General features: G+C 48.9%; 20 protein-coding genes. 9 read left to right on the top strand and 11 right to left on the bottom strand.

The window, feature by feature from the left end; all coding sequences use genetic code 11:
- Positions 1 to 70: 70 nt before the first annotated feature.
- On the top strand, positions 71 to 538 hold the full coding sequence (locus KNO70_RS11790) for a hypothetical protein (protein WP_214685114.1): 468 nt from the start codon (positions 71 to 73) through the stop codon (positions 536 to 538).
- Between the two features lie 24 nt (positions 539 to 562).
- Here the strand turns inward: KNO70_RS11790 and KNO70_RS11785 are convergent, their stop codons facing one another.
- Positions 563 to 1060, bottom strand: coding sequence for a hypothetical protein (locus tag KNO70_RS11785; protein ID WP_015880471.1), 498 nt, complete (start codon positions 1058 to 1060; stop codon positions 563 to 565).
- 110 nt (positions 1061 to 1170) lie between these two features.
- Between KNO70_RS11785 and KNO70_RS11780 the strand changes: the two genes are divergently transcribed.
- On the top strand, positions 1171 to 1827 hold the full coding sequence (locus KNO70_RS11780; RefSeq protein WP_196430339.1) for a TVP38/TMEM64 family protein: 657 nt from the start codon (positions 1171 to 1173) through the stop codon (positions 1825 to 1827).
- Between the two features lie 30 nt (positions 1828 to 1857).
- Here the strand turns inward: KNO70_RS11780 and queF are convergent, their stop codons facing one another.
- From queF to queC, 4 genes are read right to left on the bottom strand one after another with little or no spacing between them, the layout of a single operon-like run.
- Positions 1858 to 2346: a preQ(1) synthase gene (queF, locus tag KNO70_RS11775; RefSeq protein ID WP_015880473.1), complete on the bottom strand. Its 489-nt coding sequence runs from the start codon at positions 2344 to 2346 to the stop codon at positions 1858 to 1860.
- A gap of 11 nt (positions 2347 to 2357) precedes the next feature.
- On the bottom strand, positions 2358 to 3068 hold the full coding sequence (queE, locus tag KNO70_RS11770) for a 7-carboxy-7-deazaguanine synthase QueE (protein ID WP_214685116.1): 711 nt from the start codon (positions 3066 to 3068) through the stop codon (positions 2358 to 2360).
- Positions 3050 to 3508, bottom strand: a complete 459-nt coding sequence (gene queD / locus KNO70_RS11765) for a 6-carboxytetrahydropterin synthase QueD (protein ID WP_214731312.1) — start codon at positions 3506 to 3508, stop codon at positions 3050 to 3052. Before queD ends, queE begins: the two co-directional genes overlap by 19 nt.
- Positions 3505 to 4149: a 7-cyano-7-deazaguanine synthase QueC gene (gene queC / locus KNO70_RS11760; RefSeq protein WP_159563339.1), complete on the bottom strand. Its 645-nt coding sequence runs from the start codon at positions 4147 to 4149 to the stop codon at positions 3505 to 3507. Before queC ends, queD begins: the two co-directional genes overlap by 4 nt.
- 217 nt (positions 4150 to 4366) lie before the next feature.
- Between queC and nhaC the strand changes: the two genes are divergently transcribed.
- The 5 genes from nhaC to KNO70_RS11735 all read left to right on the top strand — a co-directional run bounded on the left by nhaC (position 4367) and on the right by KNO70_RS11735 (position 9192).
- Positions 4367 to 5743 (top strand): Na+/H+ antiporter NhaC, encoded by a 1377-nt coding sequence (gene nhaC / locus KNO70_RS11755; RefSeq protein WP_214685118.1) that lies wholly within the window; start codon positions 4367 to 4369, stop codon positions 5741 to 5743.
- 84 nt (positions 5744 to 5827) lie between these two features.
- Positions 5828 to 6412, top strand: a complete 585-nt coding sequence (locus KNO70_RS11750) for a DNA-3-methyladenine glycosylase (RefSeq protein WP_078146117.1) — start codon at positions 5828 to 5830, stop codon at positions 6410 to 6412.
- A gap of 82 nt (positions 6413 to 6494) precedes the next feature.
- Complete coding sequence (locus KNO70_RS11745) at positions 6495 to 7007, top strand: type 1 glutamine amidotransferase domain-containing protein (RefSeq protein ID WP_015880479.1); 513 nt, start codon at positions 6495 to 6497, stop codon at positions 7005 to 7007.
- A gap of 165 nt (positions 7008 to 7172) precedes the next feature.
- On the top strand, positions 7173 to 8243 hold the full coding sequence (locus tag KNO70_RS11740; protein ID WP_214685119.1) for an MFS transporter: 1071 nt from the start codon (positions 7173 to 7175) through the stop codon (positions 8241 to 8243).
- A gap of 115 nt (positions 8244 to 8358) precedes the next feature.
- Positions 8359 to 9192 (top strand): undecaprenyl-diphosphate phosphatase, encoded by an 834-nt coding sequence (locus KNO70_RS11735; protein WP_214685121.1) that lies wholly within the window; start codon positions 8359 to 8361, stop codon positions 9190 to 9192.
- A 162-nt stretch (positions 9193 to 9354) separates the two neighbouring features.
- On the opposite strand, the gene bshB2 is transcribed toward KNO70_RS11735, so the two are convergent.
- From bshB2 to pdxK, 3 genes are read right to left on the bottom strand one after another with little or no spacing between them, the layout of a single operon-like run.
- Positions 9355 to 10005 carry a bacillithiol biosynthesis deacetylase BshB2 gene (gene bshB2, locus KNO70_RS11730; RefSeq protein ID WP_078146120.1) on the bottom strand — a complete coding sequence of 217 codons (651 nt, stop codon included), beginning with the start codon at positions 10003 to 10005 and terminating at the stop codon, positions 9355 to 9357.
- Entirely contained in the window at positions 10002 to 10373 is a 372-nt protein-coding gene (locus KNO70_RS11725) for a YojF family protein (protein ID WP_074034952.1), read from the bottom strand. The genes bshB2 and KNO70_RS11725 overlap by 4 nt, the downstream gene beginning before the upstream one ends.
- Before the next feature lie 55 nt (positions 10374 to 10428).
- Positions 10429 to 11253, bottom strand: a complete 825-nt coding sequence (gene pdxK / locus KNO70_RS11720) for a pyridoxine/pyridoxal/pyridoxamine kinase (protein ID WP_015880484.1) — start codon at positions 11251 to 11253, stop codon at positions 10429 to 10431.
- 186 nt (positions 11254 to 11439) lie between these two features.
- Between pdxK and cbpA the strand changes: the two genes are divergently transcribed.
- Positions 11440 to 12075, top strand: coding sequence for a cyclic di-AMP binding protein CbpA (gene cbpA, locus KNO70_RS11715; protein WP_214812648.1), 636 nt, complete (start codon positions 11440 to 11442; stop codon positions 12073 to 12075).
- A gap of 12 nt (positions 12076 to 12087) precedes the next feature.
- Here the strand turns inward: cbpA and KNO70_RS11710 are convergent, their stop codons facing one another.
- The 3 genes from KNO70_RS11710 to KNO70_RS11700 form a co-directional block, all read right to left on the bottom strand.
- Positions 12088 to 12627 (bottom strand): GNAT family N-acetyltransferase, encoded by a 540-nt coding sequence (locus KNO70_RS11710; protein WP_270812711.1) that lies wholly within the window; start codon positions 12625 to 12627, stop codon positions 12088 to 12090.
- Positions 12628 to 12690: 63 nt separating this feature from the next.
- Positions 12691 to 13575, bottom strand: a complete 885-nt coding sequence (locus KNO70_RS11705; protein WP_214812647.1) for a diacylglycerol/lipid kinase family protein — start codon at positions 13573 to 13575, stop codon at positions 12691 to 12693.
- Positions 13576 to 13709: 134 nt separating this feature from the next.
- Positions 13710 to 14084 (bottom strand): hypothetical protein, encoded by a 375-nt coding sequence (locus KNO70_RS11700; protein ID WP_078146123.1) that lies wholly within the window; start codon positions 14082 to 14084, stop codon positions 13710 to 13712.
- A 159-nt stretch (positions 14085 to 14243) separates the two neighbouring features.
- Here KNO70_RS11700 and KNO70_RS11695 point away from each other — a divergent pair, with 159 nt between their 5' ends.
- Positions 14244 to 14675, top strand: coding sequence for a MarR family winged helix-turn-helix transcriptional regulator (locus tag KNO70_RS11695; RefSeq protein WP_047795835.1), 432 nt, complete (start codon positions 14244 to 14246; stop codon positions 14673 to 14675).
- Positions 14676 to 14686 lie beyond the last annotated feature (11 nt).

The raw sequence follows: 14686 nt of genomic DNA, 5'->3' as shown, positions 1-14686 counted from the left end.
GTGATCGCGGTTTTTTTGATGAAACCGATTCGACTGAATGAACGTACTTAAAGAAAAGGGGGAATTTGAAATGTCTACTTTAGAATTTGGGGCGGACCCATTTTTCACGATCATCAATTTATTCTTTCCACTCATGTTTTTCACCATTGTTGGACTTATCGCATTTGGTGTCATCAAATCAAGTCGAAGTTACTCTAAAACATCAAATACATTGAAGGACTTACAACGCTTCGCCTCGCAGCTCGCCGATGTCCCGGCCGACGATACGGCTGAGCGCTTAGCAGACTATTTACGGGGCATCGATTCCTTCTCGATTGAACGGACACGCATGGAGCCGTTCCGTGTCGCGCTCGGATGCTATCAATTGGTGATGGAGTCTGACGCTGTTCGCGAAGAGACGAAAGAGCGGGTCGATCGTCAATATAAGCGTCTCGGGATTTTAGACGGAGAAAAATTTGCCGATGAGGCACCACCACGTCGACGTTCTTCTTCATCGAGTCATCATGATATCCACCACCATCACCATGACCATATGTAAAAAGCGAAGGAATCCCTTCGCTTTTTACATATATCGTGATGCATCAAATTCAATGTCAGTCTGATAACGGACGGCTTGAATCGCACTTTCGATTCGAATGGCACGCTTCTTAATATCGCGCGCTTTCAGGCGATACAGCTCCGGATCGTATAAGGCGTGTTTGATCACGGCAACCCCATGCACATAGTCTTTCTTCGGACGAAGCGATAATTTTTCATAAAGTCGTGCTTGGACGCGTAACTGAACAGCAAGTTCGATTGCCTCGACGAGCGGAAGCGGACCGTCGTGCGTCTCGACAACGGCTTGGACGTTCGCCTCTTGAATGAGACGGTCGAGCTGACGTAAGTCTAGACGAATGTGTTCAAGTTCCATCTCGATGTCTTGAAGGGAACGAGACTGAATGGTCGGAATGGATTCATTCGCTTGAAGCGAGATGAACGCCACATGCTCAATCTCTTCGGTCAATGTATCGATTTGCTCATGGAGCAACTGTTTCAATGTTAGGGCATCTGCAAGGTTCATATCGATTTCCTCCTTCTGCTTTTTCTAACCGTACCACATCGAGATGGCTGAAAAAAGGTGGATGACATCCTAGATTACGGGAATAAAAGCAAATAGAGAGGAGGAGGACGATGAAAAAGTGGAAGATACAATGGATGATTGCACTCGTCCTACTCCTGTTCGGGACGGCGACATTCCTTTATCAGTGGGTTGATGTAAGCCCAGGCGATATACGGGACTACATCATTCAATTCGGATGGTTGGCTCCGCTCATTTACATTTTATTGTTCACCGTTCGTCCGCTCATCTTGTTTCCCACGTCCGTCTTGTCGGTCGCCGGAGGATTGGCGTTTGGGATGTTACCGGGCGTCATCTATACCGTCATCGGGGCGACATTGAGTGCGCTTGTTGCGTATTATGTGGCAATTTATTTCGGCGATCGTTTCCTGCATCACTTCGAATCAACGAATTACGAAGCCATTCAGCATAAAATCGAAGAAGATGGTTTCTTTTACGTCCTCATCTTACGTCTCATCCCGCTCGTCAATTTCGATTTGGTCAGCTATGCTTCTGGTTTGGCAAAAGTAAACGTACTCGCCTATCTGTTTGCGACCGTCGTCGGTATGATTCCCGGGGCGTTTGCGAACAATTTTCTCGGGAGTAGTATCGCCAGTGGGGATTGGACGCTCATCGCCTTGGCATTTGGGATCATGCTCGTGTTGACGCTCGTTGCGACCGTTTTCCGTGAACCGATCAAGCGACAGATTCATCGCTATCAAAAAAAGTAGGCGACTCCAGATGGAGCGCCTACTTTTCAATTAACGGTTGTCGACCGTCTCTGGATACAGGTCATGGTTGAACAGACGGTGTTCTGCCATTTTTTCATATTTTGTGCCTGGCTTTCCGTAGTTGTAGTACGGATCGATTGAGATACCGCCACGTGGTGTGAATTTCCCCCACACTTCGAGATAGCGCGGTTCCATCAATTTCACGAGATCTTTCCCGATGACGTTGATGCAGTTCTCGTGGAAGTCACCGTGGTTACGGAAACTGAACAAGTACAACTTCAACGATTTCGACTCGACGAGTTTCTCATCCGGGATGTACGAGATGTAGATGGTTGCGAAGTCCGGTTGGTTCGTGATCGGGCACAACGATGTAAATTCGGGTGCGTTGAATTTCACGAAGTAGTCGTTCTCCGGATGACGATTCGGGAACGCCTCCAGGACGTCAGGTGTGTATTCAAAAATATATGGGACGCTCTTCTGTCCGAGGAGCGAGAGGTCTTGTAAGTCTTCTGGTCTCATGTTCATTCTCCTTAGACGCCACGTTCGTTGGCGTACAGTAATGTGTGTAGTTGTGGTAGGACGCGGACGCTTTGCCATGACGGGTCGCGTGCGACGTCTTCCCATAGTTGTTTCAAACGACGGAGCTGGGCATCGGTGATGTCTCCGTCTGCACCAGGCTCCGGGTTACCAGCCGACAAATACATGACGTCCGGTGAGTAGCGCTGCTGCACTTCTTTCGCGTAGGCAAGGTCCGCTTCATCAAAGACAGCGACTTTGAATGTCGTCTGCTCCGGGCGCAACTGTTCGACGATAGCGTCTAGTTGCTCCCAGTTCGTTTTCATACCAGACGATGGAGGTTTCGGACTGAGGGTCACGTCATCGATTTGTGTGAGCCAGTCTTGATAGCGGCTACCTTGCGTCTCGACAGCGAGTGTGACACCACGTTCTTTCAACTTCACAACGAGGTCTTCCATAGCCGCGATAAGGAGCGGATTGCCACCCGAGATGGTGACATAATCGTACATACCCAGTGCATCCAGGCGAGCGATGACCTCATCGGCTGTCAGCATGTCCGGTTTTTCTGAACCGTCCCACGTAAAGGCGGAATCGCACCACGAACAGCGATAATCGCAACCGGCGGTCCGGACGAACATCGTCTTCTGTCCGATGGCCCGGCCTTCGCCTTGGAAGGTTGGTCCGAACACTTCTAAAACAGGGATTTTCACGATTCCACCAACCATTCACGGCGGAACTCAGCGTAAGACGTTGGCGTTTCATACAGACGGACGAACTCGACACGGACGTCGCGTTCATTTGGCAGGTGTGTCGCCAACTGTTCAAAAATCCAATAACACATGTTTTCTGCAGTTGTATTCATATAAGGGAGTGACTCGTTCAAATAGCGATGGTCGAGATATGGCTCAAGCTCTTCTTTTAAGATCTTTTTCAAGTCACCGAAGTCGAGCGTCATGCCGCGATTGTCGAGAAAGCCGCTGACACCCATTTGGAGCTTATACGTATGACCATGAAGGGCACGACATTTGCCGTCATAGTCAAAGAGATGGTGCGCTGCGTCGAACGTCACTTCTTTGACGATTTGAACGCGATGCGGACAGTAGATGAGCGAGCCTTCTTGCTTTGATTCGACACTGGTCGGAGCGAGGAATGGAGCATGTTTCATACGCGCACCTCCTCGTAAGCTGTGAGTCCGTTTTGACGAAGCTTACACGCCGGACATTCTCCACAACCTGAACCGATGACACCGTTGTAGCAAGTGAGCGTGCGTTCTTTGACGTAGTCAAAGGCACCGAGCTCGTCGGCGAGTGCCCACGTCTCTTTTTTATCGAGCCACATGAGCGGTGTGTCGATGACGAATGGATAATCCATCGCTAAATTGAGTGTCACGTTGAGTGATTTGATGAATTGGTCTCGGCAATCCGGGTAACCTGAAAAGTCCGTTTCACATACACCGGTCACGATGTGATGCATACCGAGTTGTTTGGCCATGACGGCCGCAAATGATAAGAATAGATGGTTGCGTCCATCGACGAACGTATTTGGGACGTCCGCATTGTCGATGTCGAGATCGTGTCTCGTGAGCGCGTTCGATGTGAGTTGTCCGAGTAGGGACAAGTCGAGGATGTGGTGTGGGACATCGAGTTCTGTCGCGATTTCTTTGGCGACCTCGATTTCCGCATCATGGCGTTGACCATATGCGAACGTCACCGCCTCCACATGAGAGAATTGTTGTTTTGCCCAAAACAGGCAAGTGGTTGAATCTTGGCCACCACTAAAGACGACCAATGCTTTTTCGTGTTGCATGAAGCACACTTCCTTTTCGCTAGTTTTGATGTCGGAGGAGGTTACGAACTCCGGAGGTCACCCTCAAGCATATAATTTATCATAAAAAGACGTTTGACAGGGAGAAAGGAAGCGAGTATAGTAAAAAACATCACTGACATGCTTTTGTGCATAAAAGCGTTTAAGCGGTTAGGCAAAATAATAAATAAAGAAGATATAACGAAAGGAGGGGACGTCGATGCAGATGAAAGGAAAAGAAGCTGTATTCGTCGTGTTGATGAGCGGGATCACCTTGCTCGCACTGATGTTTTTGGCCAAAGCGACGCCACATATGGCGATTTTTGGCACAATGGTAATAGTAGGTGGATATGCGTATTATCGTTCACGCGACTTCAAACAGATTGAAACGGCGATGATCAACGGAATTCGTGAAGCGATCATGCCGGTGTTGATTTTGTTGTTGATTGGGATGCTCATCGGAGTATGGCAAATGTCCGGGACGGTCGCGACGATCCTCTCCATCGGTCTAAATACAATCTCTGCTGAATGGTTCTTGCCGAGTGTCTTGTTGATCACGATGATCGTCTCGACCTTCACAGGAAGCGCCTTTACAACCGTCGGAACGGTCGGTGTCGCCTTGTTCGGAATCGGAACGGCACTAGGCATCTCGCCAGCGCTCGCTGCAGGTGCCATCGTGTCGGGCGCCCTCTTCGGAGACAAGATGAGCCCGTTGTCGGATACGACGAACTTTGCGCCGGCAGTGGCGGGGGTCAAACTGTTCGACCACATTCGCTTCATGATGGGGACGACGATTCCAGCGTTCATCATCACGTTGATTTTATTCATGTTCCTCGGACGTAGCGGTCAAACTGCCGACACGGCACAAATCGCAGAGGCGCAAGCCGCGCTCAGCGGACGTTTCGACCTCTCATGGCTCACGTTGATTGCCCCTGTGCTCGTCGCAGTGCTTGCGTTCCGTCGGATGCCGGTCTTGCCGACGATGCTTGTTGGGATGTTCGCCGGTGTGTTGACGGCCGGTTTTGTTCAAGGCAACTGGAGCATCTCGAACTGGCTCGGTGTCATGCAGTCGGGCTTTAAGTCAGATGTCGAAAATGAATTGATTGCGAATGTACTCGATAAAGGTGGTCTTGAATCGATGCTCTGGTCGGTCAGTCTCGTCTTGATCGCCCTCGCGTTCGGTGGCTTATTACGTGAACTCGGTATCTTCCAAGCCATCGTTGAATCGTTGCTCGAGCGTTTGAAGTCACCAGGGAGCTCGGTCCTATCAGTTGTCCTCAGTTCAATCGGTGTCAACTTGCTCGCGGGAGAACAGTACTTGTCGATTCTCTTGCCGGGTCAGGCGTTCAAGCAAGGGTTTATCGATCGTGGGATCGACCCGCGCTACTTGTCACGGGCACTTGAAGATGGCGGGACCGTCATCAACCCGCTCATACCTTGGGGTGTCTCCGGAGCGTTCTTCGCAGCGACACTCGGCGTGCCTGTATTGGAATACGCACCATTTGCGTTCTTCCTCTGGCTCAGCCCGGTCTTCTCCATCATCTTGGGATACGTGCGATTGGGGAAGCAACGTGAATCGCTAAAAATCGCATCATAATATCGAGGTGTCCTGCCATGCAGGGCATCTTTTTTGTGTGCAACATATGACTTTTGAGAAAATAGGAGAAACGGAGGTGGAACCATGAAGCGACTCGATCTAGCATTTTATGAACAACCGACACTCGAATTGGCACGCGCCTTACTCGGTCAATATTTGGTGCGGCGACATCCAGAAGGTGACATCATCGCGAAGATTGTCGAGACAGAGGCTTACCTCGGTGCCATCGACCGGGCGGCGCATAGCTTCGGAGGGCGTCGAACGAAACGAACGGAAGTCATGTTCGGACAACCTGGGCATGTATACACGTATCAAATGCATACACATACGCTCCTGAACGTGGTCAGCGGTCCGGTCGGTACACCGGAAGCCGTGTTGATTCGAGCCGTCGAACCGATTCAAGGACATGAATGGATTGCTTCGAACCGTCCCGGAGTGAAGCGATACGACCAGACGAACGGACCAGGGAAGTTGACGAAAGCACTCGGAATCACAATGGATCTATACGGCCATTCCTTTCAACAAGACCCACTCTACATCGCGGAGGGTGAGGCAGGAGTAGTGATTGAGGCGGGTCCCCGTATCGGGATCCCGAACACGGGCGAGGCACGTGACTACCCGTATCGCTTCTTTGAACGCGACAATCCATACGTCTCGAAATTCCGTTGAATGCCACTTGAGATGTTTAAGTGATTCATGCCTGTGGAACAGTCCCTATGTGCATAAAACAAACAAAGGGAGTGTTTAGGATATGGCAAAAGTAGCAACGCTCATTACGGATATGTTTGAAGATGTAGAATTCACGGGTCCTCGTGACGCATTGGTGGATGCGGGACATGATGTCGTGACGATCGAGAAGAAAGCGGGTAATACGGTAGAAGGGAAACAAGGGGAGGCGAAAGTGAACATCGACCAATCGATTGACGATGTATCGCCAGAAGATTTTGATGCCCTTCTCTTGCCGGGCGGATTCTCACCTGACTTGTTGCGTGAGGACGAGCGTTTCGTCTCGTTCGCCAAAGCCTTCATGGATGCGAAAAAGCCTGTTTTTGCCATCTGTCACGGACCACAGCTGTTGATTACGGCGAAGACGTTAGAAGGTCGTGACGCGACCGGCTACAAATCGATCAAAGTCGACATGGAGTATGCCGGAGCGAAATATGCGGACAAAGAAGTAGTCGTCTGCCAAAACCAGCTCGTGACGAGCCGTCAGCCGGATGATATTCCAGCATTCAATCGCGAGATGCTCAACTTATTGAAATAACACGTCGACCACGAGATTCGTCTCGTGGTTTTTTTGTGTATTCGGGAATAGACAAGTAAGGAGGAGATTTAAATGAAAAAACGAGCACGTTCACCGAGTTAAGTTCGTCGAAACATTGTTTGGTTAGGGTGGATTCGTTGGTTTGAAGGGCTGATTCCCGCATACGTGATTGAACGGTTGTTTTGGGAATCGCGAGGCATCACCATTCAAGAAGTCGTCTACTTGGAGATGATCTATGCGCTCATCATCGTCTTGTTCGAGGTGCCGACCGGCGTGTGGGCGGACCGAACGACACGGCGTCGGCTGATTCAGGCAGGTGTAGCCTTGGAGTGGTTATCGTTTTGGATCTTGTTATACTCGTTCACCTTCAGCGGATTTTTTGTCGCCATCAGCTGTTCGGCCGTTGGGTCGGTCATTCGAAGTGGGGCGGAGAATGCGCTGCTATACGAGTCCTTACAAGAAAGTCATGAAGCGTCGTCGTTCGAACGGGTTCTTGGAAAACTGAACGCGATTGGGATTATGGCCGCTGTGACGGCGGCATGGAGTGGCAGTATGTTGGCTCAGTACGTTCCATTGGAGTGGAACTACAGACTTTCCATTCTCAGTTTATTGATGGCGACCGTGTGTAGCTTATTTCTCGTTGAACCCGTTCATGGCGAAGGAGAAGACCGATTGACGTGGCGGCACTTGTTGAAAGGATTTCAATTTGTGTGGTCGCACACATCCATTCGTAACGTCACCATCGGATTTTTGGCAGCCGTGTCCGCATTCAATTTCATCGATGAGTTCTGGCAACTGTATGCACGTGATGTATCCATCCCAATCTATTGGTTCGGTGCCATTTCAAGCGTCCTGCTTTTGATTCAGTTACCTGGTCAACTTTTTGCGGGGACGCTTATACGATTTGCGTCATCCAAGCGTTGGTTAAACGGGTTCGGTTGGTTAATGGGCGGTGGATTTCTCATCGTCGGGTTTTTCCCGAGTCCGATTGGAATCGGTGTGATGGGACTCCTAGCTCTATTGTATGGTGCGATGGAGCCACTCTATTTTGGGCTCTTGCATCATCAGGTGCCTTCCGATATCCGAGCGACGACCGAATCATCTGTCTCGATGCTATGGCATCTCGGTATCCTTGTGTTGGGGTTTGTCTTTATTGTAGGAACGACAGCGTCGCTATTTTTGGCGTTCATCTTAATCGGGCTTGTCGTTTGGTTCGTTCATGCGACTATCCGCTAATCTTTACAGACATGGGTCATAAGCCATGTCTGTTTTTACGTCTTAAGACGGACGAAAGATTGTGTCGAGAAGTGTATGATGAGAACAATCTTGATGAATCAATAGGAGAAACAATGTGGAATGGTATGAATTATTTGTAGGATTTTTATTAGGTGTCGTCGAGGGATTGACGGAATTTGCCCCGGTCTCGTCGACCGGTCATATGATTCTCGTGGATGGTCTCTGGTTGAATTCGAGTCAGTTTTTAGGGCAGGAAGTAGCGAACACGTTTAAAATCGTCATTCAATTAGGATCGATTTTAGCGGTCGTGGTCGTCTTTCGGGACCGGTTCAAAACGTTACTGAATCCGAAGTCTTTGCTCACCTTAAGGCAAAGCGGAACCACACGCCAATTCAATCTCGTACATATTTTGATCGGATTGCTGCCTGCTGGCGTCCTCGGTGTACTGTTTGAGGACTACATCGATACACATCTCTTCTCGGTCAAGACGGTGTTGATTGGGTTAGTCGTCGGTGCGTTCTTTATGATTGCCGCAGATTTATCCGGTGTGAAGCGTCAGACGACCGCTACGCTCGATGACATCACGTATAAGCAAGCACTTGGTGTCGGCTTGATTCAATGTTTTTCGCTATGGCCAGGGTTCTCACGGTCCGGTTCAACGATTTCTGGAGGGGTTCTCCTCGGAATGAGTCACCGGGCAGCGGCAGATTTTACGTTCATCATGGCGGTACCAATCATGTTTGGAGCGAGTGCATTGTCACTCTATAGCAAGTGGACGTATTTCACGCTCGATACGCTACCCGTGTTTGTCGTCGGCTTCGTCAGCGCATTTTTATTCGCACTTCTTTCGATTAAATTCTTTTTGAAATTGATCAACAAAGTAAAATTGATGCCGTTTGCGATTTATCGAATCGTATTGGCTGTTGTGATTTACGTACTTTACTTCTGAAAAAAACACGTGCGAAGAGCACGTGTTTGAAACCAATGAATGGAATTGTTCGTACAGTCTAGAAGAGGTGAAAACATGGGACAAATCGTTGTAGTATTCGGAACGTTAATCGGTCTTGGGACCGTTGGGGCATTGCTTTATATGACTCGTCTAGCCTATGAATCATGAGAACGGATAATGATAGAAGCGCTCACGTTGGAGTAACTCCATGACGTGGGCGTTTTCTGCGTTATCGATCGCACGAAGAAGACCTTCTGTCTGAGACCGGTGTGCAAACAGGGCATCTTTCTTCTGTTCGCTCTCTTCCGTTACATCGACGATGACGTGAGGTTGTCCGAGTTCGTCTTCTGTGCGGCGGTCAAAGGCGACGCCTAAGAACTCAGGGCGCGTCTCGCCAATCTCTTGAAGCGCACGTACGACGGCACGGGCTGTCGCTTCATGGTCCGGGTGGACGGCATATCCTGGATAGAATGAGATGACGGTTTCCGGCTTCACTTCGTCAATCAATGCGCGGAAGCGACCAGCGAGCTCGGCCTCGTCCTCAAATTCGACGGTCTTGTCACGAAGACCCCACATGCGCAGGTCCTCGATGCCCATCATGCGACATGCTTCTTCGAGTTCATGTTTTCGAATTTTCGGCAGTTCTTCACGTGTCGTAAAAATCGGGGAACCCATATTACGTCCCATTTCACCGAGCGTCAAGCAGACGTATGTGACGGGTAGTCCTCTTTGACGATGTTGGATAATCGTTCCGGCCGAGCTGAACGCCTCATCGTCCGGGTGTGGGAATATGACGAGTAACGGTCCATTCATTGATTCTCCACCTCCGATGCGCCTTGTGGGAGCGGCTTGATATCGATGTGCAGCGCACATGCGAGACGACCGAGACGATCGTGACCAGCGAGTAACAACTGTTCTTCGTGCATTTCATAGTCGGTCAATCCCTCGACATAGAGCCAACCGTGATCGAGTTTTAAACCGACACGATAGGGACCATTTCCTTTAATTTGACCGATGCTGTATTCGATTTTGGCATTACGGATAAACATCCCGGCGTTATGAAAGTCCGGGTCATTATGTGTCGCGTAGGCACCGTTCGTCGTCTCGACATGAACGAAAAGTGGTGTCGCGACGTGATTGTCTAAATAGTGCTGAATGTGATCAGGTTGAATCGCTTTCACGTCTGTCCCTCCAATGGAAAGGATGACCCGAAACACGTAGTTCCGGGTCATCTGTTTACGATTGTGTTGCTACTTTTTTACGGTATCCGGTATGGTTCGTCGGTCCAACGTATTGGTTGAGACGGAATGAATGACGAACGGCTTCTGTGATGAACTCTTTTCCGATTTCAATCGCTTCTTCGACCGTGTGACCGTTGGCGAGTGAGGCTGCGATGGCAGAAGAGAACGTACATCCGCCGCCGTGTGTGAACGCAGGCTCGATTTTTTCACTTTCAAGAAGGCGGAATTCGTTTCCGTCGTACAAGACGTCGAATGCTGTATCGAATCCGAGTTTGCCACCGACTTTGACGATGACGATCTCTGCGCCGAGTTCATGGATTAAACGAGCTGCTTCTTTGATTTCGTCCATCGTTGCGGGTGTTTTATCAAGGCCAGCGAGCATACGCGCCTCGAATAAGTTCGGTGTGATGATTTTTGCGACTGGTACGAGGTGTTGACGCATCGCGACCGCAACGTTCGGATCAAGAATCTCATCCGCACCTTTACATGCCATGACCGGATCGACGACGGCATTCTGGATTCCGTATTCTTTAATCTTCCGTGCTGCGAGTTCGATGATTTCAGGTGTCGGGAGCATACCTGTCTTCACTGCATCGACTCCAATTCCAGCGAGCACCGTATCGATTTGTTTCTCGATCAAGGTCGTGTCGATTGGAAAGACTTCGTGATTCCATGCGTTATGTGGGTCTTGTGCCACGATGACAGTCAAAGCTGTCATACCGTATACACCGAGTTCTTCCATCGTTTTGAGGTCGGCTTGGATTCCCGCGCCGCCGCTTGTGTCAGAACCGGCAATCGTCAATGCTTTTTTCATCGTCATAATCGTCCATCCCCTTTGTCTGTTTGGATAGTTTCACTATAACGACTTTTTCCTATTCCGACAAATGCAAGGATTACGAGAAGTGTTCATAACTTTTCAGAAAAAGTATGCAGGATATTCATCATAATTGGGGAATAATAATGAATAGGGTGTAGACCACTTTATTATTGGCTGGGAGGAAAACGCATGTTAGTGCATAGCTTATGTATCCCGAAGAAAGATGTTGTCACCATCAGTGAAAAGGCAACATTGCGGGAAGCGCTTCATACGCTTGAAGAAACAGGATACCGTTGTGTACCTGTTTTAGACGAGACGGGGAATTTTTTCCGCGGTAACATTTACAAGATGCATATTTATCGTCATGGAATGAACGGGGAAAACATGGACGATAATGTGATGACACTCATCAAAAATACACAAAAGTACGTCCATGAGTCAGATGGATTCTTTGAAGTATTTTTCTCAATCAAAGAGTTGCCGTACATTGCTGTATTGAAAGATGAAAGCAATGAATTCTATGGCATCCTTCCCCACGGCAAGATGCTCGGGATGCTCGAAGAAGCATGGAGTCGCGACACGGGTAGTTACGTCTTGACAATCGCCTTGAGCGAACAGGCTGGGGCACTTGAGAAAATCACGAGAATCGTGAACAAATATACATCAATCGCGAGCTTGATGACGCTCGATGCGAAAAGTAAAGTCTTGCGTCGGGTACTCGTGACACTACCACCAGACTGTGAAGAAGACATGAAAAACAAGGTTGTCTCTAAGCTTGAACAAAAAGGCTTCCGGATTGTCGAAGTCGAGAACTTAAAGAACTAAGTCAAAACCCTTTCACTTGGCGTGAAAGGGTTTTTCGTCGAGTCGTTTTTCCATCCGAATATCGGACCAAAATTGACCATCCCAGTAGGTGAAGTGCTCGATCCGACCGATTTCTTGATACCCACATTTCGTATAGAGACGATGGGCCGCATGGTTGAAAGCGAATACGCCAAGTTCCATACGAGGTGCTTGTTTGGCTCGCAATTGCTCTTCTAACAAACGAAGAGCTTCTGTGCCAACGCCTTTTCCGCGACCTACAGATTCGCCGATGACGAAACCGAGCCAAGCTGTACCGGGTTCTTGTCGATATAAATGAGGCGGGTCATACATGACGTTCATTTCTCCGACGAGATGGTCATCTGCGTAGATAAGGAAAATATCGTGTGTTAAGAGTCGTTCTTCTAAATCGTCAACCGTCATCTCATAATGGGCGGTCAATTCTTCTTTAGAGCGGCTCGGGCGAATAAGATGGACGATCTCAGGATCGTTATTCCAACGATTGAATGTATCGACGATGTCGCCGGATGCGACTGTTAATGGAACAAGTGAGATATTGATAGGTCATTCTCCTTTCTCGCTTGAACACATTCGATTCAATCGTCAAAATTCCTGCTCTTATACCGGCTTTAATACGTTTAAGTGGCTCGGCAATACTTCAAAGGTGAGGGGTAGCTTGCCGCCTGTGTCCCCGTCAGCATTTACAGGAAGCGCATCAGGCGAGGTCACCTTAACCCGTTTCGTACAAAACGAGGTGACGCTATCTGTTTCCTTCAACTTTCCTGTGAAGAGGGCGGGTGTTAATTGAAGTGCGTCCTTTAACCCGAGTTCTTCAAAGATATAGACATGAAGAAGCCCATCATTCAGCCGCGCGTCTGGTTCGAAGTTTTCAAATCCTCCGACTGAGTTCGTCAAGGCGATGACGACGAGATAGGCTTCGCCATTAAACTGACCGTCTGTACTGTCAAGTGCCAACTCATATGGACTATGCTCACGGAACGCTTTTACACCCTCAATCAAGTAAGCGAACGGTCCCCATTTCGTCTTTTCTTCCACACTTACTTCGTCGACAGCTTCGGCAATGAGCCCGATGGCGATGACGTTCATGAAATAACCGTTCTCATACTTTCCGATATCCATCGGTGTCGGTTCAGCGTCGCGGAGAGCCTCGATTGCTTGTTTAGGGTCACTTGGGACACCGAGTGCACGGGCGAGGTCATTGACCGTCCCAAGTGGAATGATACCGAAGTCAGGTCGATGAGTAGCCTCGGCTAGACCGGTCACCACTTCGTTCAAGGTTCCGTCCCCACCCATCGCAATCACGGCCTGATAGTGCTTTTCTGCCGCTTCACGTGCGAAGTTCGTCGCATCCTGTTCCTTTTCAGTGAAGCGGACATCGACGTGTCCATATCGTTCGCGCAACACCTCTTCGGCATGTGTTGCGTGTTGTTCCCCCAACTCTTTCCCTGAGGATGGATTGACGATTAACATGACTGTGTCCATTCCAACATGTCTCCTTTTCAACTCGAATACTGTCCTTTATTCCCGTCAAAGAAAGCAGATACTCCTAAAAAATCCCCATGTCGATTAGCTATCTCGCTCTAATCTTCAAGGGGATGCGTTGGGCATTCGATTGTTTAATAATGACGGAATGCGGACATATCTAAATGACTTGCTTCCGACTCGTCCACGGCAAGTTCGATGCGCAAATGTTCATTGAACGGGGAGACGAGAGCCCCCATACAGGCGACCGGTTCATGATCGGGGACCGGTGATTTACGTTTCGTTTTGACGAATAAATAGTCCGATCGTTTCAACGTCAATAAGAAACGTTCCACGGCATGCGGTTCACGGGTCACGTTTGGCCAAGGTAAATGATTGAATAATAAAAAGACCGCGCCTTCTTTTTCGAGCGCATAGTCCGGTGCGATGCCTTCCCGATTCAACAAATCGATGACAGCATGCAAAAACTCCCGTCTAATCGTCAATGAAATTTCGTAATACTCACGCATACGGTCCACCCTTTCTTAAAATCACAATACTACCATTCTAAACGTTTCCGACATGGGCGACAATGAAGAAGTTCCTTGACGAAGTATTTTTCCCGGCTTATACTGCATAAGTCCTGCTATACTAGTGATATATGATGAACGAATTGAGGTGAAACCGACATGATTGAATCCCTTGAATTGAAGGCGTGGGTTGTTCTTGCGCGTACGATGGATGCCATCAGTGATCGTGTGAAAGAAGATTTACGACGCCACCAGTTAAATTCAACAGAGTTCGGTGTTTTATCCGTACTGTATAAACGTGGAGACACCCCGTTGCAACAAATTGGGGATCAGATTTTGATTACGAGCGGTAGCGTGACATATGTGATCGATAAGTTGGAGAAGCGAGGGCTGATTGAACGAATCGCCTGCCCGTCTGACCGACGTGTCACATATGCTTCATTGACAGACGATGGAAAGGCGCTCATGGACGTCGTCTATCCGCAACATATTGAAATCTTCAAAGATATATATGGACCGTTAAGTGATGAAGAGACGGAACAATTGATTTCGTTATTGAAACGAGTCGGTTATAACGCAGCGGGCAAATAAAGCCCGTTGCT

The organism is Exiguobacterium sp. s181, from assembly GCF_018617125.1.
GTDB classification, from domain to species: Bacteria; Bacillota; Bacilli; order Exiguobacteriales; family Exiguobacteriaceae; genus Exiguobacterium; species Exiguobacterium profundum.
The sequence above is the reverse complement of the archived record's forward strand: the minus strand, read 5'-3'. Positions and strand labels throughout refer to the sequence as shown.

What these genes read in the sequence shown, in the direction of transcription:
- KNO70_RS11790 (WP_214685114.1), top strand. Translation starts at nt 71, where the DNA reads ATGTCTACTTTAGAATTTGGGGCGGACCCATTTTTCACGATCATCAAT.
- KNO70_RS11785 (WP_015880471.1), bottom strand. Translation starts at nt 1,060, where the DNA reads ATGAACCTTGCAGATGCCCTAACATTGAAACAGTTGCTCCATGAGCAA.
- KNO70_RS11780 (WP_196430339.1), top strand. Translation starts at nt 1,171, where the DNA reads ATGAAAAAGTGGAAGATACAATGGATGATTGCACTCGTCCTACTCCTG.
- queF (WP_015880473.1), bottom strand. Translation starts at nt 2,346, where the DNA reads ATGAGACCAGAAGACTTACAAGACCTCTCGCTCCTCGGACAGAAGAGC.
- queE (WP_214685116.1), bottom strand. Translation starts at nt 3,068, where the DNA reads ATGGTTGGTGGAATCGTGAAAATCCCTGTTTTAGAAGTGTTCGGACCA.
- queD (WP_214731312.1), bottom strand. Translation starts at nt 3,508, where the DNA reads ATGAAACATGCTCCATTCCTCGCTCCGACCAGTGTCGAATCAAAGCAA.
- queC (WP_159563339.1), bottom strand. Translation starts at nt 4,149, where the DNA reads ATGCAACACGAAAAAGCATTGGTCGTCTTTAGTGGTGGCCAAGATTCA.
- nhaC (WP_214685118.1), top strand. Translation starts at nt 4,367, where the DNA reads ATGCAGATGAAAGGAAAAGAAGCTGTATTCGTCGTGTTGATGAGCGGG.
- KNO70_RS11750 (WP_078146117.1), top strand. Translation starts at nt 5,828, where the DNA reads ATGAAGCGACTCGATCTAGCATTTTATGAACAACCGACACTCGAATTG.
- KNO70_RS11745 (WP_015880479.1), top strand. Translation starts at nt 6,495, where the DNA reads ATGGCAAAAGTAGCAACGCTCATTACGGATATGTTTGAAGATGTAGAA.
- bshB2 (WP_078146120.1), bottom strand. Translation starts at nt 10,005, where the DNA reads ATGAATGGACCGTTACTCGTCATATTCCCACACCCGGACGATGAGGCG.
- pdxK (WP_015880484.1), bottom strand. Translation starts at nt 11,253, where the DNA reads ATGACGATGAAAAAAGCATTGACGATTGCCGGTTCTGACACAAGCGGC.
- cbpA (WP_214812648.1), top strand. Translation starts at nt 11,440, where the DNA reads ATGTTAGTGCATAGCTTATGTATCCCGAAGAAAGATGTTGTCACCATC.
- KNO70_RS11705 (WP_214812647.1), bottom strand. Translation starts at nt 13,575, where the DNA reads ATGGACACAGTCATGTTAATCGTCAATCCATCCTCAGGGAAAGAGTTG.
- KNO70_RS11700 (WP_078146123.1), bottom strand. Translation starts at nt 14,084, where the DNA reads ATGCGTGAGTATTACGAAATTTCATTGACGATTAGACGGGAGTTTTTG.
- KNO70_RS11695 (WP_047795835.1), top strand. Translation starts at nt 14,244, where the DNA reads ATGATTGAATCCCTTGAATTGAAGGCGTGGGTTGTTCTTGCGCGTACG.